The organism is Agrococcus carbonis, assembly GCF_900104705.1.
In the GTDB taxonomy this organism is placed as follows: domain Bacteria; phylum Actinomycetota; class Actinomycetes; order Actinomycetales; family Microbacteriaceae; genus Agrococcus; species Agrococcus carbonis.
On sequence record NZ_LT629734.1, the window covers coordinates 842,801 to 864,173 of the forward strand.

Genomic DNA, 21,373 nt, shown 5'->3' on the forward strand with positions numbered 1-21,373 from the left:
GACCCCATGGGTCGCCCGCCTGCTGCGGTGCCGGCGGTCGTCAGCCGAACAGGCCGCCGACGAGGAAGATCGCGTACGACAGGATGAAGCCGACGATGGCCATGAGGCCCTGCGCGACGGTCCAGGTCTTCAGCGTCGTCTTGACGTCGAGGCCGAAGAACTTGCTGACGAGCCAGAAGCCCGAGTCGTTCACGTGGCTGAAGCCGACCGAGCCCGCGGCCGTCGCCAGCACGATCGCGGCGACCTCGACGGGGTTGAAGCCGCCGTCGACGACGACGCCCGCCATGAGCGAGGCCGCGGTCGTGAGCGCCACCGTCGCCGAGCCCTGCGCGATGCGCACGATCTGCGAGATGAGGAAGGCCGCGACGATGACCGGCATGCCGATCGAGTTGAGCGAGTCGGCGATCGCGTCGCCGATGCCCGTGACGCGCAGGACGCCGCCGAACATGCCGCCGGCACCGGTGACGAGCACGACCGAGCAGATCGGGCCGAGCGCGCTGTCGGCGACCTTCTCGACGAGCGAGCCGGCCTTGCCCATGCCCCAGCCGAGCAGCCACATCGAGATGATCACGGTGATGAGGAGCGCCACGGGCGTCTCGCCGAGCACCCGCAGGAACGCGACGACGGGCTCGGCCTTGAACGCATCCGGGTCGTCGGTCGTCGAGGCGTACATGTTCAGGCCGGTGTTCAGCAGGATGAGCATGAGCGGGAGCACGAGCAGGAAGACGATCTTGCCGAACGCGGGGTTCGACTCCATCTCGCGGTGCTCGTCGGTCGTGCCGTCGAGGATCGAGGGCACGGCGATGTCGTACCTGCGGCCGACCCAGCCGCCGAAGAGCACGCCGACGATGTACCAGACGGGGATCGCGACGACGAGGCCGAGCAGCAGCACGAGGCCGACGTCCGCGCCGAGGATGGCGGAGGCCGAGACGGGGCCGGGGTGCGGCGGCACGAAGATGTGCATCGAGCTGAAGGCGAGCGCCGCGGGGAACGCGACGGTCAGCAGCGACCCGCCGAGACGACGCGCGACCGCGTAGATGATCGGCATCATCACGACGAGGCCGGCGTCGAAGAAGATCGGGAAGCCCATGAGGAGGCTCGCGACACCGACGGCCATGGCCGCCCGCTGCTCGCCGAACGCGGCGATGAGCCGGTCGGTCAGCACCCTCGCGCCGCCCGAGACCTCGATCATGCGGCCGAGCATCGCGCCGAGCGCCACGAGCAGCATCACGTTGCCGAGCGTCGGGTTGAAGCCGAAGGCGATCGCGGCGAGCAGCTGGTCGAACGGGATGCCCGCTGCGACGGCGGTCAGCAGGCTCGTGATCATCAGCGCCAGGAAGGCGTGGATCTTGAACGCCATGATGAGGACCAGCAGGAACGCGATCGACCCGGCTGCGAGCAGCAGCAGGCCTCCCGTGCCCAGGTCCCAGTTGAGGACGAGATCTTCCATCGGACGTGCTCCTTGTGTGCGTATGTGCGGTGCGGAGGGGCTGCGGCGCGGGTGTGCGGCGCAGGGATCGGGCGGCCCGAGGACGGGCGGCCGCGGGATCAGGCGGGCAGGACCTCGATCGAGCCCGTGAGGGTCGAGCCCGGGCCGGGCTCGACCGGGCGGCCCGCAGCCCGGGCCATGAGGATGCGACTCACCTCGTCGACGATGGCGGCCGGGGTCTGGTCGATCGAGATGGCGATGCCGTGCTCCCACTCGGCGAGCGGCTCGAGCGTCTCGATCTGGCTGTCGAGCAGCGTCGTGGGCATGAACTCGTGGTCGCGGTGCGCGAGCCGATCGGCGAGCAGCCCCTTCTCGCCCACGAGGTGCACGAAGACGACCGACGGGTCGCTCGCGCGCAGCAGCTCGCGGTACCAGCGCTTGAGCGCCGAGCACGCGACGATCGTCACGCGCCCGCTCGCCCGGCCCTCGGCGATCGTCTCGCCGATGGTCTTGAGCCACGGCACGCGATCCTCGTCGGTGAGCGGATGGCCGGCGGCCATCTTGTCCTTGTTGGCCTTCGGGTGCAGGTCGTCGCCGTCGATGAAGCGGATGTTGAGGCGCTCCGCGAGCGCGGCGCCGATGGTCGACTTGCCCGAGCCCTGCACCCCCATGATGATCATCGACGGGTACCGCGTCTCGTTCATGCGTCTGCTCCTCGGTCGTCGTCGGCCGCTGAGAACGACAGCAGCACCTTCGAGGATACGGACGCGTCGCGCGCGACCTCGAGGGCGCGCAGCCCCTCCTCGATCCGCAGCTCGTGGCTGATCACGGCGCCCGCGTCGAGCGAGCCGTCGGCGAGCGCCGCGAGCACGTCGTCGAGCTCGTCGGTGAAGCGGAACGAGCCGACGAGGGTGAGCTCGCGCGTGATGGCCGTGGCCATCGGCACCGCGATGTCGCCCGCGCGCTGCAGCCCGAGCATCACGACGGTGCCGCCGCGGCGCGCGCCGCTGATGGCGGCCGCGAGCCCGGGCACGGTGCCCGACGACTCGATGACGACGTCGGCGTGCACGGCGGCGATGCCCGCCGCATCCGTCGCGTCCATCGCGGTCGCGCCGAGGCGCGTCGCGAGGGCGCGGGGGTGCTCGTGCAGGTCGGTCGCGATGACCTCGCTCGCGCCGTGGTGCCGCGCGACCGCGATCGCGAGCGCGCCGATGGGGCCGGTGCCGATGACGAGCACGCGGCGGCCGGCGACGTCGCCCGCCTGGCCGACGCCGTGCCACGCGACGGCGGCGGGCTCGGCGAGCGCCGCGAGCCGCAGGTCGAGCCCGTCGGGGATCGGGCGCAGCATGCGGGCGGGCAGCGCGACCCGGCGCGCGAACGCGCCCGCGGTGTGCGGCATGCGGGCGGCGGAGCCGAGGTAGGTGCCGGCGGGGCTGAGGTTGGGGCGGTCGGCCGGGTAGGGCGCGGAGCCGTCGTCGATCTCGGTCGCGGGGTGCACGGCGACGCGCGTGCCCGCGGCGGGGCCGGTGCCGTCGGCCGCTGCGGCGCGCACGGTGCCCACGATCTCGTGGCCGAGCACCATGGGCTCCCGCAGGATCGACTGACCGGCCGCGCCGTGCAGCCAGTAGTGCAGGTCGGAGCCGCAGATGCCGCCGTAGGCGATCTCGACGACCGCCTCGTCGGCGGCCGGCTGCGGCTCGGGCAGCGCTTCGACCCGCACGTCCTCCTTGGCGTGGGCGACGAGTGCGAGGTTGTCGGTCACGATCATGCTCCCGGGTCGGCGGTCAGACGACCGCGGTCATGCCGCCGTCGACGAAGACGGTCTGGCCGTTGACGAAGGCGCTCGCGTCGCTCGAGAGGAACACGAGCGCGCCGACGAGGTCCTCGACCCTTCCCCAGCGGCCGGCCGGGGTGCGCTGGGCGACCCACGCCGAGAAGTCGGGGTCGTCCACGAGCGGCTGCGTGAGCTCGGTCGCGAAGTAGCCGGGCGCGAGCGCGTTGACGCTGATGCCGTGCGGCGCGAGGTCGGCGCACAGGCCCTTCGTGAGCATGACGATCGCGCCCTTGGTGGCGCTGTACGGGGCGATCGACGGGCGCGCGAGCTGCGACTGCACCGAGCCGATCGAGACGATCCGGCCGGAGCCGCGCGCGATCATGCCGCGGGCGACGCGGCGGGAGAGCAGGAACGCGCTCGTGAGGTTGGTGGCGACGAGGTCGTGCCAGTCCTCGTCGCTGAACTCCGCGATCGGAGCGCGACGCTGGATGCCGGCGTTGTTCACGAGGATGTCGGGGGTGCCGAGGTGCGCCTCGACGTCGGCGATCCCGGCGTCGACGGCCGACGCATCCGTCACGTCGAACAGCGCGACGTGCGCCTCGCCGCCGGTCGACTCGGTGATCTCGGCGGCGGCGCGCTCGGCCTTCGCGCGGTCGCGACCGTGCACGACGACGGTCGCGCCGGCCTCCGCGAGGCCCTGCGCGAGCGCGCGGCCGATGCCCTGGCTCGAGCCGGTGACGAGCGCGGTGCGGCCCGTGAGGTCGAACAGCGCCGATCCGGCGGGGGCGGAGCGCGTGTCCATCAGTAGAACTCCTTGGTGCTCATGACGTTCTGGAGCGGCTCGCCGTCGATCAGGCGGGTCGCGTTGGCGGCGAAGAGCTCGGCGATGCGGCGAGGCTCCTGCGCGGAGAGCGCGGCGGTGTGCGGGCTCAGCAGCACGCCGGGGTGTGCCCACAGCGGGCTCTCCTGCGGCAGCGGCTCGATCGCGGTGACGTCGAGCGCCGCGAAGCCGATGCGCCCGGCGTCGAGCGCGTCGAGCAGCGCGGCCTCGTCGACGACGGTGCCGCGACCGACGTTGACGAGGATGGTGTCGTCGCGCACGGCGCCGAGCAGCTCGGCGCCGATCAGCCCGGCGGTGTGCTCGGTGCCGGGCAGGGTGTTGACGATCGCGTCCGCCTGCGCGGCCGCGGCCACGAGCTCGTCCATCGGCACGAGCCGGTCGACGTGCGGCACGGGCTCGCCGCGGCGGCTCGTGCCCCACACCGTCGCGCCGAGGGCCGCGAAGCGCTCGGCGACGACCTTGCCGATGCCGCCGGTGCCGACGACGAGCACCGTCATCTCGCTCACGTGCCGCATCATGCGGCGGCCGTCGCCCCACACGCGCGCGGCCTGGTCGGCCTCGAGGCGGCGCAGGCCCTTCGCGCCCGCGAGCACGCCGAAGACGGCCCACTCGGCGAGGGTCGAGGCGTGCATCCCGGCGCTCGTCGTCACCGTCACGCGCTCGAGCTCGTCGGCGGTGAGGCCAGCCGCCTTCACCTGGCCGCCGCCGCCGGCGGCGGTCGTGTGCACCCACGCGAGGCGCTCGTTCGCGCGCACGGCGCGGGTGAGCGCGGGCGGGGAGACGTCCGGGATGCCGAAGAGCGCATCCGCCTCGTCGAGCATCGCCTCGAACGCGCGCTGCTGCTCGGGGGTGCGCTGCCAGTCGGGGTCGCCCTCCCAGTCGCCGTGCCAGCGCCAGGGGCGGGTGAGCGAGGGGTCGCGGAGCAGCTGGATGCGAGGCTCCAGCTGCTGGATGCGGGCGGCGGATGCGTCGTCGATCGAGACGGCGGCAGCGACCTGCAGCGAGCGGTACGGCATTGGGCCTCCTTCGATATCAGACTACGCCTTCGAGCAGGCGCTCCCGGCCCGGCGCCGGCGCCTCACGGCCGCGCGGCCGCCTCCGATCGGATGCGCGGACCGAGCTCGTCGGCGAAGAACGCGAAGAAGCCGTCGGGGTCGTCGCCCGCGTCGTTGAGCGCGAGGTGGTCGAAGCCGGCCTCCCGGAAGGGTGCGACGACCTCGAGATGGCGCTCGACATCGGGCCCGCACGCGAACGCCTCCTGCATGTGCTCGACCGTCACCGGCTGCGTGGCCTGGTCGAACGCAGCCGGGTCGGGCAGCTCCGCGAGCACCTTCCAGCCGAGCGCCCCGAAGCGGAAGCGCCGGTGCGCCGCCTCGGCCCCGGCGCGCTCGTCAGGGGCGAAGGCGAGCGGCACCTCGCCGTAGCGCGGCCCGCTGCCGCCTGCGGCCTCCCACGCGCCGACGAGCTCGGCGTCGGGATCGGTCGCGAAGATGCCGTCGCCGAGCTCGGCGGCGAGCTCGGCCGCCTGCGGGCCGCCCGCTGCGACCACGATCGCCGGCAGCTCGTCGGGCAGGTCGTAGATCCGGGCGTCCTCGAGGCGCAGGAACTCGCCGCGGTACGCGCTCGTCTCGCCGCCCCACAGCATCCGGATGATCTCGAGCGCCTCGCGCAGCCGCCGGTGGCGGTCGCCCACCTCGGGCCAGCCGGCGCCGACGATGCGCTCGCTCAAGCGCTCGCCTGCGCCGATGCCGAGCGTGAAGCGGCCGTCGCTGATGATCTGCGTCGTCGCCGCCGCCTGGGCGATGATCGCCGGGTGGTAGCGGATCGACGGGCACGTGACGCCGGTCGCGAGGCGCAGCGTCTCGGTGCTCGCCGCGATCGCCGCGAGGATCGACCACGCGAACCCCGAGTGCCGGTGCTCCGGCAGCCAGGGGTGGAAGTGATCGCTGATCTCGACGAAGTCGAAGCCCGCCCGCTCGGCTTCGACGGCCCGGCGGATCAGCTCCTTCGGAGCGACGTCCTCGGCGAAGAGCTTGTACCCGATCTGCATGCCCCCGAACCTCGCACAGCCGGGCGGAGCGGGCAATGGGCGACCTCCCCGCGCCCTGGGGCGCATCCGGCCCCGGACTACGCTGAGAGGCGTGACCCAAGCCAACATCGCCGTCGTCGGCCTCGCCGTGATGGGCTCCAACCTCGCCCGCAACCTCGCCAGCCGCGAGGGCAACACCGTCGCCGTCTACAACCGCACCACCGCGAAGACCGACGACCTCATCGCCGCGCATCCCGAGGCCGGCTTCGTCAAGGCCGCCACGATGCAGGAGCTCGCCGACAGCCTCCAGAAGCCCCGCACGGCGATCATCATGGTCAAGGCCGGGCGGCCCACCGACGCCGTGATCGACGAGCTCGTCTCGGTCTTCGAGCCCGGCGACATCATCGTCGACGGCGGCAACGCGCTCTTCACCGACACGATCCGCCGCGAGGCGGCCGTGCGCGAGACCGGCATCCACTTCGTCGGCTGCGGCATCTCGGGCGGCGAGGAGGGGGCGCTGAACGGCCCCTCGCTCATGCCCGGCGGCACGGCGGAGTCGTACGAGACGCTCGGCCCGATCCTGCGCTCGATCGCGGCGGTCGCCGAGGGCGAGCCGTGCGTGACGCACGTCGGCAGCGACGGCGCCGGCCACTTCGTGAAGATGGTGCACAACGGCATCGAGTACGCCGACATGCAGCTCATCGCCGAGGCCTACGACCTCATCCGCCGCGGCACGGGCAAGAGCCCCTCCGAGATCGCCGACATCTTCGACGAGTGGAACCGGGGCGAGCTCGAGTCGTACCTCATCGAGATCACCGCGGAGGTGCTGCGCCAGGTCGACGCCGCGACCGGCCAGCCGCTCGTCGACGTCATCCTCGATGCCGCGGGCGCCAAGGGCACGGGCGCCTGGACGGTGCAGACGGCGCTCGACCTGGGCGTGCCGGTCTCGGGCATCGCCGAGGCGGTCTTCGCCCGCTCGCTCTCGTCGAAGCTCGCCCAGCGCGCGGCGGCGACCGACCTGCCCGGGCCGTCGGCCGCGTGGCAGGTCGACGACGCGGATGCGTTCGTCGAGGACGTGCGCCAGGCCCTGTTCGCCTCGAAGATCATCGCCTACTCGCAGGGCTTCGACGAGATCGTCGCGGCCGCCGACGAGCACGGCTGGGCGATCCAGAAGGGCGAGGTCGCGCGCATCTGGCGCGCCGGCTGCATCATCCGCGCCCGCTTCCTGAACGACATCACCGACGCGTACGCGGCCGACCCGGAGCTGCCGGCGCTGCTGCTCGCGCCCTACTTCCGCGACGCGCTCGCCGGCACGCAGGAGGCATGGCGCCGCGTCGTGGTCGCGGCGGCGCAGGCGGGCATCCCCTCGCCGGCGTTCTCGTCGAGCCTGTCGTACTACGACGGCCTGCGCGCCGACCGCCTGCCGGCCGCGCTCGTGCAGGGCCAGCGCGACTTCTTCGGCGCGCACACCTACCGCCGCGTCGACCGCGAGGGCACCTTCCACACGCAGTGGTCGGGCGACCGCTCCGAGGTCGAGGCCGTCGACACGCACTGACGCGCACGCGCGAGCGGGCCGCTCCCCTGCCGGGGCGGCCCGCTCGTGCATCCGCCGACTCGTGCTCTCCGGCTGCTGGGAGCGCGTCCCGGTCAGGCGTCGGCCCGCTCCTCGGTGCGCACGAGGGGCACCGCCTCGAACCGCTGGCGCGGCAGCGCCTCGGCGTGCCCCTCGCGGAGCCACGCGACGAGCCGCTCGCGCACATCGGCGCGCAGCGACGCGAGCTCGCTCCCGTCGGCCGCGGTCACGAGCACGCGCACCCGCACGACGCCGCCCACCGCATCCGTCACCTGCAGCACCGAGTCGCGCCCGTCCCAGTGGGGGTGGCCGTCGAGGATGCGCGCGAGCTCCTCGCGCATCCGCTCGACCGGCACGCTCCAGTCGACGTCGAGCTCGACCGCGCCCATGACCTCGCTCGACGTGCGGGTCCAGTTCTCGAACGGCGTCGTGGTGAAGTAGGTGGAGGGCAGCACGAGCCGCCGGTCGTCCCAGATGCGCACGACGACGTAGGTGAGGGTGATCTCCTCGATCGTGCCCCACTCCCCCTCGACCACGACGACGTCGTCGACGCGGATCGCGTCGGACGCGACGAGCTGGATGCCCGCGAAGACGTTGCCGAGCAGCGACTGCGCCGCGAGGCCCGCGACGAGCGAGGCGAGGCCGGCGGATGCGAGCAGGCTCGTGCCGGCGACGCGCGCGGCCTCGAAGGTGAACAGCGCCGCGCCGAACGCGACGACGACCACCACGACCGAGAGCACGCGGCGCAGGATGCCCACTTGCGTGTGCACCTTGCGGGCGCGCCGGCCGGCGTCGGCAGCGGCGAAGCGCCCAAGCACCGCGGCGCTCGCGACGCCCAGCAGCCGCACGAGCAGCCACGCGCCCGCGGCGATGCCCGCGATGACGAGCAGCTGCGCGAGCACCGGGCCCCCGCCGCCCATCGCGGCCTGCAGCCCCGTGGCGCCCGTCGTGACCGAGAGCGCGACCGTGAAGGCCAGCGCCGCGACCGGCCAGCGCAGGGGCTTCCGCACCTCGGCGATGCGGGCGCGGGAGCGCGTCGCGGCGGCGGCGCCGGCGAGCAGCACGAGGCTCGCGGCCGCGGCGACGACGAGGGAGATCCCGACGGAGATGCCCGCGAGGGCGAGCAGGTCGAGGACGGTCATGGGGCTCCTTCCAGGCACGGGAGCCGGCCACGGTACCGGCCGCGGGTTGCCGTCGGCTATGCGGGGCGCCGGGCGCTGCGCCGCCGCAGGAGCTCGCGCGCGCCGAGCCCGATCGCGAGCCACGCGAGGGCGCCGACGACGCCCTGCCATGGCAGCGTGAGCACGACGCCGAGGCACGCGGCGGCGCCGAGCCAGGGGATCCAGCGCGGCAGCCAGAGCCGCGCCGCGCCGTCCGCGCGCGTGCCCGCGCGACTCGTGGCCCGCATCCGGATCGCCGAGAGGTGGGCGACGGCGTAGTAGGTGAGCACGCACGTCGACGAGAAGGCGACGAGGGCGCCCGCGGGCAGCACGAGGGCAGCGGCGGTCGCGGCGGCCGCGGTGGTGGCCTCCGCGACGACGGGCGTGCGGGTGCGCGCCGCGATGCGGCCGAGCGGGCCGGGCAGGTCGCCGTTCCGCGCCATCGCGAGCCCCGTGCGGCTGAGGCCAGCGAGGATGCCCATGAGCGAGCCGAGGCACGCGAGCGCGCCGGCGCCGAGCGCCGCCGCGTGGAGCGCGGGGTGGCCGGCGAGATCCGCGAGCGGCGTCGTCGCGGTCGGGAGCGCCGGGCCGAGGCGCTCGCTCGTCGCCCAGCCGACCGCGGCGTAGAGCGCGAGCACGACGGCGAGCCCCAGCACGATCGCGATGGGCAGCGTGCGGCGGGGCCGGCGCACCTCCTCGCCGAGCGTCGCCATCCGGGCGTAGCCGGCGAACGCGAAGAACAGCATGCCGGCGGCGGTGAGCCACCCGAGCGGGCCCGGCTCGGCGCCGGCGCCCTGCGAGCCCCCGACGAAGCCGAAGTCGCCCGCGCCCGCGGCGACCGGCATGCCGAGCGCCGCCCAGGCGAGCACCGCGAGCACGACGACGAGCACGACCGCGACGATGCCGCTCGAGACCCAGGCGGTCACGCGCACGCCGAGCATGTTGAGCGCGGCGAGCACGGCGACCGCCGCGGCGCCGACCCACCCCGCGTGCTCGGGCCACACGTGCTGCCCCGCGATCACCGCGATGGCCGCGGCCGACGACGTCTTGCCGGTGAGGAACATCCAGCCCGCGGTGAAGCCCACGCGCTCCCCCACCTCGGCGCGCCCGTAGGCGTAGGCGCCCCCGGAGACGGGATGCTCCATCGCGAGTTGCGCGGTCGAGAGGGCGTTGAGCACCGCGATCGCGCCGGCGAGCGCGATCGCGGCGGGCAGCATGGGGCCGGCGAGTGCGGCCGCCGGCGCCCACACGAAGAAGAGCCCCGCGCCGATCATGGCGCCGAGGCCGATCGCGATCGCCCCGGGCACGCCGATGCGGCGCTCCAGCTGGGTCATGCTGGCGACGCTAGCCGCGCCGGGTGAACGGACGGTGCACGAGCGGGTCAGATGATCGGGCGCCCCTCCCGCTTGGCCTGGCGCACATCGCGCAGGAAGCCGCGCGAGATGGCCAGCAGCACACCGGCGACGACGACGGGCCAGATGAGCACGTAGAGGGTGAGTGCGATGGTCATGGTGCCTCCTCAGGTCAGTCGCGCCGCGCTGCGGCGGGCGCGGTCGCGTCGGATGCGGGTGCCGGGGCGGCGCCCGGACGGCGGTCGAAGTCGCCCGTGACGTCCTTGATCGTGTCGAAGTCGAAGTCGCGCCGGGAGCGGAACGACAGCAGGAAGCACACGAGGAACGACACGGCATAGGCGACGAGCGATGCGGTGAGCACGGTGTAGTCGCGCAGGAAGAACAGCGTGAAGGGTGCCGCGGCGAGCGCTGCGACGGCGCCGACGGCGATTCCGACGCGGAGGCCGAAGAAGCCGAACGCCATGATGCCCAGCACGACCCCGATGCCGATCGTCGCGAGGATCTCGATCGGCAGCGCGAGCACGCCGTCGAGCGGGATCCACTCGAAGCGCACCGGCAGGAACGTCGCGAGCGCCGCGATGACCGCCGCCGTGAACGCGAGGTTCGTCACCTTCTTCCAGTAGAACGACGCGATCACCGGGAACACGAGGCAGCCCCACAGCGCTCCGACGAACACGAGCAGGTCGAGGATGTTGAGCTGGCTCGTCGCGAAGTACAGCGCCGCGCCCGTCGCGACGATCATCGCGATGCGGCCCACGAGCAGCATCGTGCGCGGGTTGGCGCGCTCCTTGCCCACCGACTGGCCGTACATGTCGGCCATCACGATCGACGAGAGCGCCGCGAGATCGGAGTCGGCCGTGGACGACAGGGCGCCGATGATCATCACGAAGGCGAGCGCGAGCAGCACCCACGGCAGGTAGGTCGCGGCCATCTGCGGGATGAGGTTGTTGACGTCGCCGTCGATCGGCTGGATGCCGAGGTAGAGCGCCATGACCCCGAGCATCCCGATGCCGATGACGGTCGCGCCGTAGCCGACGGTCGCGGTGATGAACGTGGGCTTGATGAGGTCCTCGCGCACGGCGAAGAGCCGCTGCGCGATCGTCTGGTTGCCGATCGCGTAGGCGAGCACGGCGGCGATGTACGGCGCACCCTGGTTGAGGAACGCATCCGACGAGAAGAAGTCCTGCTGCTGGGGCGTCACGTTGCCCGCGGCGACGCCCGCCTCGAACATGCCGGGGCCGCCTGCTGCGAAGAAGATGACGGGGATCACGATGACGGCCGCGCCGAGCATGCACAGCACCTGCGCGAAGTCGGTGAGCACCGACGCGCGGAAGCCCGACCAGAGCGTGTAGAGCAGCACGCCGCCGGCGACGACGAGGATGCCGGCGCCGAAGTCGAGCGGCGACAGCATCGAGATGATCGCGCCGCCGGCGATGAAGTTGGAGGTGAGCGAGATGAGCGAGCCGAGCACGTTCGAGCCCGCGAGCATGAGCTGCGACGAGCGGCCGTGCCGCGCGTACATGACCTCGGCGAGCGTGTGGGCGCGGGGCGCCACCTGGCGGATGCGCTTGCCGAAGGGGTAGATGAACAGGATCATCAGCGCGCCCCAGAGCCCGTAGTGGATGGGGCCGGAGACGCCGTAGGTGTAGCCGGCGGTCGCGGAGGCGTACATCGAGGACGCCCAGATCCAGGTGGCCGTCATGGAGGCCGCGGAGATGCCGAAGCCGAGACCGTTGCCGGCGGTCATGTAGCCGTCGGCGTTCTCGCGCCTGCGGCCGATGCCGAGGGTGATGAGGAGCGTGCCGCCGTAGAAGACGACGAGGAGCACGATCACGGCTCCGAGGCCCAGCTGGGCGAGTTCCTGTGCGGGCGGCATGCGGTTCCTCTCGTCGGACGGCAACGATCGGACCGCGCGGCCAGGGAAAACGGCACCGCGCATCACGGGCTCTGCTCGAGCCCGGCTCGATCGTGCGGGCATCTCCCGCAGCACCACCGGATCCGCGCTCCGCGGGTCTGCGATGCAGCTGCATGCGACTCGGGCGAGGCGTCTCTCAAGATCCGGTGCCGGCCGTCGGCCAGTGCCCCCACAGTGTCATGAAACGCCGTACATGGCCAATCGACAGGATCGCGCAGCCGGCCCGCGGGGCGTCATCGGCGCTCGAGCTCGACGAGCACCTCCGCGTGCCCGGTGTGCGGGAACATGTCGAACAGCCGCCCCTGCACGGGCCGCAGGTGCGGCATCGCCGCGAGGTCTCGGGCGAGCGAGACCGGGTTGCAGCTCGAGTAGAGCACGCGCTCCGCGGCGGATGCGTCAAGCCGTGCCGCGAGCGCCCCGATGCCGCGGCGCGGCGGGTTGACCACGACGAGCTCGGGCGCCTGCGCGCCCTCGAGGTCGACCGAGCCCGCGTCGCCGACCGCGAAGGACGCTCCCGCGCCGATCTCGGCCGCGGTCTCGCGCGCCGCGTCGATCGCGTCGGCCGCGACCTCGACGCCCGCGACGGCCCGACCCGGGCGCGCCGCGTGCAGCGCGAAGCCGCCGACGCCGCAGTAGAGGTCGAGCACCCTCGAGGGGTCCGCCGCGTCGATCCACGCCGTCGCTTGGCGGTAGAGCCCGGCGGCGACGGCCGTGTTGGTCTGGAAGAAGCTGCGCGGCTTGAGGCGCAGCGGCACCTCGTTCACGCGCATCGTGAGCGTGCCGCCGAGCAGCACCGTCTCGTGCTCCCCCTCGAGCACCGCCTTGTGCTCGGGCAGCAGGTTGACGGATGCGCTCGCGAGCGGCAGCGCGTCGGCGAGGGCGGGCAGGTGCTTCGCGACGCGCGGCAGCGCCTCGCTCGAGCGCAGCACGAGCCGCAGCGCGAGCTCGCCGTCGGGCGACGCGGTGACGATGAGGTGCTTGAGCTCGCCGCGCCGGCTCGGCACGTCGTAGGGCGTCAGCCGCGCCGTGCGCACGAAGTCCTCGAGCACGGGCATCGCCTCGACGATCGGCCGCTCGTGCAGCGGGCACGCCTGCAGGTCGATGCCCGTGCCGTCGGCGGCGAGGATCCCGATGGTGGGCCGCTCGAGGGTGCCGGCGACCGCCATCTTCGCCTTGTTGCGGAAGCCGCCGGGGGCGCTCGCGAACGGCGCGTGCCAGCGCATCGCGGGCAGCGCATCCGCGACGCCCCCCTGCTTGTCGGCGAGCTGCCGCGCGTAGGGCGTGTCGAGCAGGGTGCACGAGCGGCAGCGCCAGGCGTCGAAGTAGGCGCAGTCGAGATCGCGGGGTGAGGGCCCGTCCCGGGCCCCGGGCTCGCGCTCGGTCGTCGGCATCTGGTCAGCGTAGGCGGTCTCGCGCGTGCGGACTCCGTCCGCGCGCTCCTCGACCGGCGGAGATGGACTCAGGCTGCGCCGTCGAAGAGGCTCGTGACCGAGCCGTCCTCGAAGACCTCGGTGATCGCGCGCGCGAGCAGCGGCGCGATCGAGAGCACCTCGAGCTTCTCGAACCGCTGGTCGTCGCGCAGCGGCAGCGTGTCGGTGACGACCACCTTGTCGATGACGTCGGAGTTCAGGATCTCGGACGCCGGGTCGGAGAAGATCGCGTGCGTCGCCGCGACGACGACGTTCGTCGCGCCGTTCTTCTTGAGCGCCTCGGCCGCCTTCACGATCGTGCGGCCCGTGTCGATCATGTCGTCGACGAGCAGGCACGTGCGGCCCGCGACCGAGCCGACGATCTCGTGCACCGAGACCTGGTTGGGCACGAGCGGGTCGCGGCGCTTGTGGATGATCGCGAGCGGCACGCCGAGCTTGTCGCTCCAGACGTCGGCGACGCGCACGCGGCCCATGTCGGGCGAGACGACCGTGAGCGTGTCGGTGTCGAGCGTGTGCTGGAAGTGCTCGAGCAGCACGGGCATCGCGAACAGGTGGTCGAAGGGCCCGTCGAAGAAGCCCTGGATCTGCGACGCGTGGATGTCGATCGACATGATGCGGTCGGCGCCCGCGGTCTTGAACAGGTCGGCGACGAGGCGCGCGGAGATCGGCTCTCGCCCGCGGCCCTTCTTGTCCTGGCGGGAGTACGGGTAGTACGGCATGACCACGGTGATGCGCTTCGCGCTCGCGCGCTTGAGCGCATCGACCATGATGAGCTGCTCCATGAGCCATTCGTTCACCGGCCGGCAGTACGACTGCAGGATGAACGCGTCGGAGCCGCGCACCGAGCCCTGGAACCGGGCGTAGATCTCGCCGTTCGCGAAGGTGCGGCTGTCGACGTCCATGAGCTCGGTGCCGATCTCCTCGGCCACCGCAGCCGCGAGCTGCGGGTGCGACCTGCCGGTCGCGAGCACGAGGTGCTTGCGGTTCTTCGCGACGATCGATCCCACTCGGGTGCCTCCTAGGCGTCAGGTGCGTCGTGCTGCGCGGCCGCTGCCGCGTCGGCTGCCTTCGAGCCGGGCCGGTTCGCCTCGACCCAGCCGGCCATGTTGCGCTGCGGCGCGACCGTGATCGCCAGCGCCCCCGGCTCGACGTCCTTGCGGACGATCGTGCCCGCACCAGTGTAGGCGCCGTCGCCGATCGTCACGGGCGCGACGAAGACGTTGTCGCTGCCCGTGCGCACGTGCGAGCCGACCGTCGTGCGGTGCTTCTCGACCCCGTCGTAGTTGGCGGTGATGGTGCCGGCGCCGATGTTCGAGCCCTCGCCGACCGTCGTGTCGCCGATGTACGACAGGTGCGGCACCTTGCTGCCCGCGCCGAGCTGCGTGTTCTTCGTCTCGACGAACGTGCCGACCTTGCCGTCCTCGCCGATGACCGAGTTCGGGCGCAGGTAGGCCCAGGGGCCGACGGATGCGCGGGCGCCGATGACCGAGAGCGTCGCGTCGGTGCGCTTCACGACCGCGTCCTCCCCCACCTCGGTGTCGACGAGCGTCGTGTCCGGGCCGATCGTCGCGCCGGCGGCGACCGCGGTCGCGCCGTGCAGCTGCGTGCCCGGCAGCAGCGTGACGTCCTCGGCGAGCGTGACGTCGACGTCGATCCAGGTCGAGGCCGGGTCGACGACGGTGACGCCCGCGCGCTGCCAGCGCCGGATGATGCGGTCGTTGAGCTCGTGCGCCGCGGCGGCGAGCTGCACGCGGTCGTTGATGCCCCAGATGGCCCAGCTGTCGCTCGCGGCGACGGCCGCGATCCTGCCGCCGGTCGACTGGATCCGCACCGCGGCATCCGTCAGGTACATCTCGCCCTGCGCGTTGTCGCGGTCGATGGTCGCGAGCGCGGCGCGGAGCGCGGCCGCGTCGAAGACGTAGATGCCGCCGTTGACCTCGTCGATGGCGCGCTCGTCGTCGGAGGCGTCCTTCTGCTCCACGATGCGCACGAACGCGCCCGCGTCGTCGCGCACGATGCGGCCGAGGCCGCTCGGGTCGTCGAGGTGGGCCGAGAGCAGCGTGAGCTGGTTGCCCTCCTGCTCGTGCCGCTCGATGAGCCCGCGCAGCGTGTCGGCGTCGATGAGCGGCACGTCGCCCGAGAGCACGACGACGTGCCCCTCGAAGCCGGCGATCGCCTCGAGGCCCTGCTCGACGGCGCGGCCGGTGCCAGGCACGTCGTCCTGGTCGGCGATCAGCACGTGCGGAGCGAACTCGAGCACCGCCTCGGCCATGCGGTCGCGCTCGTGGCGCACGACGGTGACGATGCGCTCGGGGTGCAGCTCGCCCGCGGTGCTCAGCACATGGGCGATGAGCGGCTTGCCCGCGAGGTGGTGCAGCGGCTTCGGGGTGCGGCTCTTCATGCGGGTGCCCGCTCCAGCGGCGAGCACGATCACGGCGACCTGGGGCACACGGCCTCCCATCGGATGCGGACGGTTCCGATCCAGGCTAGCGGCGCTGCGCGGGCGGCGGCCCCTGCCTGCCGGCCCAGCCGTCGCGAGCGCCGCGCAGCATCGCCCGGGCGTTGCGGATGCGGGGCGCGGCGAACGCGGTCATGCGCCCGAGCTTGAAGAGCATCCGCGGCACGTCCTGGGCCGTCCACACGCGCGGGGTGCCCGCGCGGCGCCAGAGGGCGACGCGGTTGCGGGTCATCATGTAGAGCCGCAGCGGCGAGTGCACGAACATCGTGCCGCCGCCGGGCAGCCGCACGAGCTCGTCGCCGATGGTGTGCAGCATGCGCGCGTCGGCGACGCCCACGAGCTGCAGGCCGGCGGCCTTCGCGCGGAAGCACCACTCCATGTCGACGCTGTCGATGAAGAGGCCCTCGTCGAACGCGCCGGCGACCTCGAGCGCGGTGAGCGGGATGAGCGAGCCGGAGGAGATGAGGAAGTCGGCGTCGACGTCGCCACCGGCCGGCGCGTGCACCTTGTGGTTGAGGGGGAAGCCGAAGCGCACGAAGGGGGCGCGCTCGCCGCTGCGACCGTCGACGAACGTGGGGCCGACGGCGCCGAGCGGGCCGCGGGCGGCGCGGGCGTCGGCGTGCCGCAGCAGCGCGGCGACGCAGCCGGGCTCGAGCAGCGAGTCCTGGTCGAGCAGCATGACGAAGCGGGCGCCGCGCTCGCGGGCGATCGCGGCGGCGCGGTTGTAGGCGGCGCCGAGGCCCACGTTGGTGGCGCTGCGCTCGAGCGCGACGCCGGCGGGCATCGCGACCCGCTCGCTCCAGTGCGCGCCGTCGGTCTCGGGGCTGTCGTTGTCGAGCACCACGAGCGCGCCGACCTGCGCGGCCGCGCGCTCGAGCACCTCGCCGATCGCGGACTCGTCGGGCCGGTAGGCGACGGCGACGGCGACGACGTCGGCGGCGGTCGATGGCATGCGCCCAGTCTGCCGGATGCGCGCTCGGCGCAGCGTGGCAGCGCAGCGTTGCAGCGCTCGGCGCCCGAGCGTGCGCGACGAGCGCCATTCGCTGCACCTCTGCCGGGGAGGGGTGTCTACGGCGACTACCCTGGAAGCCGCGATCCGCCATGGTGTAACGGCAGCACAGCGGCCTTTGGAGCCGTTTGTCCAGGTTCGAATCCTGGTGGCGGAGCAGACGACACTGACGTGTCGTCTACGACGCCGCCAGTTCCGAGCGCAGCGAGCGAGGGCGGAGCAGCCGACACTGACGTGTCGTCTGCGACGCCGCCAGTTCCGAGCGCAGCGAAAAAGGGCGGAGCGACCGTGGCGAACCGCCCCGACACGAGCACCGGTCGCGACCGAGGCGGCACGATCCCCGGAGGAATCCCCGCTGGGCGAGCACTCAGCCGCACTATCCAGCCAAGTGCGCCCAGGAGCGTGGATCTTCCGGTGTGGACCGGCCGCCGGGCGGCCCGCATGGGGCGCGCCCCCCGCCGTGCCAGGATGGCGCCATGGCAGAGCAGCACGTCGACGACGTCGACCGCATCATGGCGCAGTGGATGCGCGTGCGGCCCGACGCCGACGTCACGCCGCTCGCGGTGCTCAGCCGCATGACCCGCATCTCGCGGCAGCTCGGCCGCGTCCGCGCGGAGGCGTTCCAGCAGGCGGGGCTCGAGCCGTGGCAGTGGGATGTGCTCGCGGCCCTGCGCCGCGAGGGTGGACCGCTGAGCCCCAAGGACCTCATCGCCCAGACGATGGTGACGAGCGGCACGATGACGAACCGCATCGACAACCTGGTCGCATCCGGCCTCGTCGAGCGCGTCGAGGGCTCGAGCGATCGCCGCGTGCGGCTCGTCGCGCTCACCGACGAGGGCGTGGACCGCGTCGACGTCGCGCTCGACGCGCTGCTGGAGGCCGAGCGGCGACTGCTGCGCGACATCCCCGCCGATGATCAGGCGCGCCTGGCGGAGCTGCTGCGCGTGCTCGCCGACGCGATGCTCTAGGAGGCGCTCGCCGACAGCTCCGTCAGGATCCTGCTCGACAGCTGCCCGACAGGCAGTGCGGCATCGAGGCGGACCCTCTCGTCGCGCCACTCGTCGAAGGCGGGCCGTCGCGACTCGACCTCGGCCCAGGTCGGCTCCGGGAAGCCGTCGAGGTCGCGCACTCGGGACTCCAGCCGTTGCCGATGGAGGTCACGATCGTCGAGCCGCACCTCGGCGAAGAGCAGCCGCGCGCCGGTGCGTGCGGCCAGGTCGTACCACTGCTTGCGCGCCGCCGGATGGTCATTGACCGCGTCGACCACCACGGCGCCGCCGAGGCGCAGCTGGGCCTCGGCCACCGCCTCGGCGACGACGTAGGCGGCGAGGCCCGTGGGCGCGTCGCGCGGCACGCCGGCGCGCCGCATCGCGGCCTCGAGCGGGTCCACGGAGACGATCGTGCACGGCATCGACGCCGCGATGGACTCCGCGACCGCGCTCTTCCCGACGCCCGGCAGGCCAGCGAGCACGAGGAGCGACGGACGCGCGGTCTCGGCCGTCATCGGGTCAGTAGCGGTAGTGCTCGGGCTTGAAGGGGCCCTCGACGGGCACGCCGATGTAGGCCGCCTGGCGCGGCGTCAGCTCGGTCAGGCGGGCGCCGAGCGCGTCGAGGTGCAGCCTGGCCACCTCCTCGTCGAGCACCTTCGGCAGCCGGAAGACGCCGAGCTCGTAGTCCGAGGTCGCGAGCTCGATCTGCGCGAGCACCTGGTTCGAGAACGAGTTCGACATCACGAACGACGGGTGGCCGGTCGCGTTGCCGAGGTTCATGAGCCGGCCCTCGGAGAGCACGAGGATCGAGCGGCCCGACGCGAAGCGCCACTCGTGCACCTGCGGCTTGATCTCGACCCGCTCGGCACCCGAGCGCTCGAGCGCGGCGACGTCGATCTCGTTGTCGAAGTGGCCGACGTTCGCGACGATCGCGAGGTGCTTCATCGACTGCAGGTGCTCGAGCGTGATGACGTGCTCGTTGCCGGTCGTCGTGATCCAGATGTCGGCGATCTCGAGCGCGTCCTCGACCCGCGCGACCTGGAAGCCGTCCATCGCCGCCTGCAGGGCGGAGATCGGGTCGACCTCCGAGACGATCACGCGCGCGCCCTGGCCGCGGAGCGCCTCGGCGGCGCCCTTCCCGACGTCGCCGTAGCCGACGACGAACGCGGTCTTGCCGCCGATCAGCACGTCGGTGGCGCGGTTGAGGCCGTCGGGCAGCGAGTGGCGGATGCCGTAGCGGTTGTCGAACTTCGACTTCGTGACGGAGTCGTTCACGTTGATCGCCGGGAAGAGCAGCCGGCCCTCGGCGAAGAGCTGCTCGAGGCGGTGCACGCCCGTCGTCGTCTCCTCGGTGACGCCGCGCAGCCCCGCGGCGATGCGCGTCCACCGCTGGGGATCCTCGGCGAGCGTGCCGCCGATGAGCGCGTCGAAGACGTGCAGCTCGTCCGGCGCGCCCTCGGGCGTGACGGGCGCGGCGCCCGCGAGCTCCGCATCCCGCCCGCGGTGCACGAGCATCGTCGCGTCGCCGCCGTCGTCGAGGATGAGCGTGGGCCCCTCGGCGAAGTCGAAGATGCGGTTGGTGCAGCGCCAGTACTCCTCGAGCGTCTCGCCCTTCCACGCGAACACCGGCACGCCGGCGGGGGCGTCCGGGGTGCCGGAGCCGACGACGACCGCGGCGGCGGCCTCGTCCTGCGTCGAGAAGATGTTGCAGCTCGCCCACCGCACCTCGGCGCCGAGCGCGACGAGCGTCTCGATCAGCACGGCGGTCTGCACGGTCATGTGCAGGCTGCCGGCGATGCGCTGCCCCGCGAGCGGCTGCGCCTCTGCGTAGCGGCGACGCAGCGCCATGAGGCCGGGCATCTCGTGCTCGGCGAGGCGGATCTGGTGGCGGCCGGCCTCGGCGAGGCCCAGGTCGCGGACGTCGTGCTCGAGCGTGCGGGGAGCGATGTCGGTCATGGCGACCATCCTCCCACTCGCGCGGAGCGCCGTCAGCCGTCGGCGAGCGCCGCGACGTACGCGTCGAGCCGCTCGAGCTGGTCGGCGGGCTCGAAGCCCGTCGAACGGATGCGGGCGAGGTCGAGGGCGCTGCGGCGCGGCCGGGGTGCGATGCCGGCCTTCCCGGCGTCGTACTCCTCGGTGCTCACCGGCGTGACGCGCGCGGGGTCGTGCCCGGCGCGCTCGAAGACGCGCTGGGCGATCTGCGCCCACGTGAGCGGCTCGCCGCCGTTCGAGACGTTGTAGGTGCCGGCGGGCGCGCCGACGGCCAGCAGGTGGTCGACGGCCGCTGCGAGGTCGTCGGTGAAGGTGAGGCGCCCGACCTGGTCGCCGACGACGCGCGGGTCGACGCCGCGCTCGGCGAGGCCGCGCATCGTGGCGACGAAGTTGCGGCCCTCGCCCACGACCCACGAGGTGCGCAGGATGTAGTGCTGCGGGGCGGTGGCGACGGCGAGGTCGCCGGCCGCCTTCGACTGCCCGTACACGCCGAGCGGGCTCATCGGCTCGTCCTCGCGGTGCTCCTCGAGCGTGCCGTCGAAGACGTAGTCGCTCGAGACGTGCACGAGCGTGAGCCGGTGCTCGGTCGCGATGCGGGCGAGGAGCGCGGGCCCGGCGGCGTTGACCGCCCACGCGTCGCGGCGGCCCTCGTCGGTCTCGGCCGCATCCACCGCCGTGAACGCCGCGGCGTTGACGATCGTGCCGTAGCTCGACCAGCGGATGCCCTCGAGCGTCTCGGGTCGCGCGAGGTCGATGCGGCCGCGACCGGCGAAGTCGACGTCGGAGCGGCCCGCCCAGCGCCGCCGCAGCGCGCGGCCGAGCTGCCCGTCGGCGCCCAGCACGAGCGTCCGCCGCGGCGGCATCGGCGTCACGTCGGCGAGCCGCGGGTGCGCCTTGTCCTTCTCGCTCAGCACTGCCCGCTCGAGCGGGATCGGCCAGTCGATCGCGGCCGTCTCGTCGGCGAGGTTCAGGAACGTGTACTCGCCCTGCGCCGCGGCCGACCAGTGATCGTTCACGAGGTAGGCGTAGGCGGTGCCGGGCTCGAGCGCCTGGAAGGCGTTGCCGACCCCGCGGGGCACGAGCACAGCGATCGAGGGGTCGATCTCGATCGAGAACGTCGCGCCGAAGGACGCGCCCTCGCGCAGGTCGACCCACGCGCCGAACACGCGGCCGCACGCGACCGAGACGTACTTGTCCCACGGCTCGGCGTGGATGCCGCGCGTCACGCCGGGCTCGGCGTTGAACGAGATGTTGTTCTGCACCGGCCCGAGGTCGGGCAGCCCGAGCGCGAGCAGCTTCTCGCGCTGCCAGTTCTCCTTGAACCAGCCGCGGCTGTCGCCGTGCACCGCGAGGTCGACCACCACGAGGCCCGGGATCGGCGTCTCGCGCACCCCGAGCTGCTTGCCCGTCTCCATGCCGCCG

19 protein-coding genes and 1 tRNA gene are annotated in these 21,373 nt (G+C 73.1%); 3 read left to right on the plus strand and 17 right to left on the minus strand.

The window, feature by feature from the left end:
- Positions 1–40: 40 nt before the first annotated feature.
- The 6 genes from BLT67_RS04115 to BLT67_RS04140 all read right to left on the minus strand — a co-directional run bounded on the left by BLT67_RS04115 (position 41) and on the right by BLT67_RS04140 (position 6,094).
- Positions 41–1,450, minus strand: a complete 1,410-nt coding sequence (locus BLT67_RS04115; protein WP_092665842.1) for a GntP family permease — start codon at positions 1,448–1,450, stop codon at positions 41–43.
- A 98-nt stretch (positions 1,451–1,548) separates the two neighbouring features.
- A complete protein-coding gene (locus BLT67_RS04120; protein ID WP_172801978.1) occupies positions 1,549–2,133 on the minus strand; it encodes a gluconokinase in 585 nt (194 codons plus the stop codon).
- A complete protein-coding gene (locus tag BLT67_RS04125) occupies positions 2,130–3,197 on the minus strand; it encodes a zinc-binding dehydrogenase (protein ID WP_092665843.1) in 1,068 nt (355 codons plus the stop codon). The genes BLT67_RS04120 and BLT67_RS04125 overlap by 4 nt, the downstream gene beginning before the upstream one ends.
- 16 nt (positions 3,198–3,213) lie before the next feature.
- Positions 3,214–4,005, minus strand: a complete 792-nt coding sequence (locus BLT67_RS04130) for a glucose 1-dehydrogenase (RefSeq protein ID WP_092665844.1) — start codon at positions 4,003–4,005, stop codon at positions 3,214–3,216.
- Complete coding sequence (locus BLT67_RS04135; protein ID WP_092665845.1) at positions 4,005–5,060, minus strand: D-2-hydroxyacid dehydrogenase; 1,056 nt, start codon at positions 5,058–5,060, stop codon at positions 4,005–4,007. Before BLT67_RS04135 ends, BLT67_RS04130 begins: the two co-directional genes overlap by 1 nt.
- 62 nt (positions 5,061–5,122) lie before the next feature.
- Positions 5,123–6,094, minus strand: coding sequence for a TIGR03557 family F420-dependent LLM class oxidoreductase (locus BLT67_RS04140; RefSeq protein ID WP_092665846.1), 972 nt, complete (start codon positions 6,092–6,094; stop codon positions 5,123–5,125).
- 130 nt (positions 6,095–6,224) lie between these two features.
- On the opposite strand from BLT67_RS04140, the gene gndA reads away from it, so the two are divergent.
- Complete coding sequence (gene gndA / locus BLT67_RS04145) at positions 6,225–7,628, plus strand: NADP-dependent phosphogluconate dehydrogenase (protein WP_231945624.1); 1,404 nt, start codon at positions 6,225–6,227, stop codon at positions 7,626–7,628.
- Between the two features lie 92 nt (positions 7,629–7,720).
- On the opposite strand, the gene BLT67_RS04150 is transcribed toward gndA, so the two are convergent.
- From BLT67_RS04150 to BLT67_RS04185, 8 genes are all read right to left on the minus strand, one after another.
- Positions 7,721–8,788 (minus strand): mechanosensitive ion channel family protein, encoded by a 1,068-nt coding sequence (locus tag BLT67_RS04150; RefSeq protein ID WP_092665848.1) that lies wholly within the window; start codon positions 8,786–8,788, stop codon positions 7,721–7,723.
- Positions 8,789–8,844: 56 nt separating this feature from the next.
- Positions 8,845–10,140, minus strand: coding sequence for an APC family permease (locus tag BLT67_RS04155; RefSeq protein ID WP_092665849.1), 1,296 nt, complete (start codon positions 10,138–10,140; stop codon positions 8,845–8,847).
- A gap of 47 nt (positions 10,141–10,187) precedes the next feature.
- Positions 10,188–10,316, minus strand: coding sequence for a putative transporter small subunit (locus BLT67_RS13660; protein WP_092665850.1), 129 nt, complete (start codon positions 10,314–10,316; stop codon positions 10,188–10,190).
- A 14-nt stretch (positions 10,317–10,330) separates the two neighbouring features.
- Positions 10,331–12,034 (minus strand): sodium:solute symporter family protein, encoded by a 1,704-nt coding sequence (locus BLT67_RS04165; protein ID WP_157674158.1) that lies wholly within the window; start codon positions 12,032–12,034, stop codon positions 10,331–10,333.
- Between the two features lie 272 nt (positions 12,035–12,306).
- A complete protein-coding gene (locus tag BLT67_RS04170) occupies positions 12,307–13,464 on the minus strand; it encodes a methyltransferase domain-containing protein (protein ID WP_092665851.1) in 1,158 nt (385 codons plus the stop codon).
- Positions 13,465–13,532: 68 nt separating this feature from the next.
- On the minus strand, positions 13,533–14,510 hold the full coding sequence (locus BLT67_RS04175; RefSeq protein ID WP_092665852.1) for a ribose-phosphate diphosphokinase: 978 nt from the start codon (positions 14,508–14,510) through the stop codon (positions 13,533–13,535).
- Between the two features lie 11 nt (positions 14,511–14,521).
- On the minus strand, positions 14,522–15,964 hold the full coding sequence (gene glmU / locus BLT67_RS04180) for a bifunctional UDP-N-acetylglucosamine diphosphorylase/glucosamine-1-phosphate N-acetyltransferase GlmU (protein WP_092665853.1): 1,443 nt from the start codon (positions 15,962–15,964) through the stop codon (positions 14,522–14,524).
- Positions 15,965–15,989: 25 nt separating this feature from the next.
- Positions 15,990–16,913, minus strand: a complete 924-nt coding sequence (locus BLT67_RS04185) for a glycosyltransferase family 2 protein (protein ID WP_092665854.1) — start codon at positions 16,911–16,913, stop codon at positions 15,990–15,992.
- A gap of 143 nt (positions 16,914–17,056) precedes the next feature.
- Here BLT67_RS04185 and BLT67_RS04190 point away from each other — a divergent pair.
- A tRNA-Gln gene (locus BLT67_RS04190) sits at positions 17,057–17,127 on the plus strand.
- A 319-nt stretch (positions 17,128–17,446) separates the two neighbouring features.
- A complete protein-coding gene (locus BLT67_RS04195) occupies positions 17,447–17,938 on the plus strand; it encodes a MarR family winged helix-turn-helix transcriptional regulator (protein WP_092665855.1) in 492 nt (163 codons plus the stop codon).
- On the opposite strand, the gene BLT67_RS04200 is transcribed toward BLT67_RS04195, so the two are convergent.
- From BLT67_RS04200 to BLT67_RS04210, 3 genes are read right to left on the minus strand one after another with little or no spacing between them, the layout of a single operon-like run.
- A complete protein-coding gene (locus BLT67_RS04200) occupies positions 17,935–18,474 on the minus strand; it encodes an AAA family ATPase (protein ID WP_092665856.1) in 540 nt (179 codons plus the stop codon). The two genes, BLT67_RS04195 and BLT67_RS04200, sit on opposite strands and share 4 nt — an antisense overlap.
- A 4-nt stretch (positions 18,475–18,478) precedes the next feature.
- Positions 18,479–19,915 carry an adenosylhomocysteinase gene (gene ahcY, locus BLT67_RS04205; protein ID WP_092665857.1) on the minus strand — a complete coding sequence of 479 codons (1,437 nt, stop codon included), beginning with the start codon at positions 19,913–19,915 and terminating at the stop codon, positions 18,479–18,481.
- Positions 19,916–19,947: 32 nt separating this feature from the next.
- Positions 19,948–21,366 carry a sugar nucleotide-binding protein gene (locus tag BLT67_RS04210; protein ID WP_092665858.1) on the minus strand — a complete coding sequence of 473 codons (1,419 nt, stop codon included), beginning with the start codon at positions 21,364–21,366 and terminating at the stop codon, positions 19,948–19,950.
- Positions 21,367–21,373 lie beyond the last annotated feature (7 nt).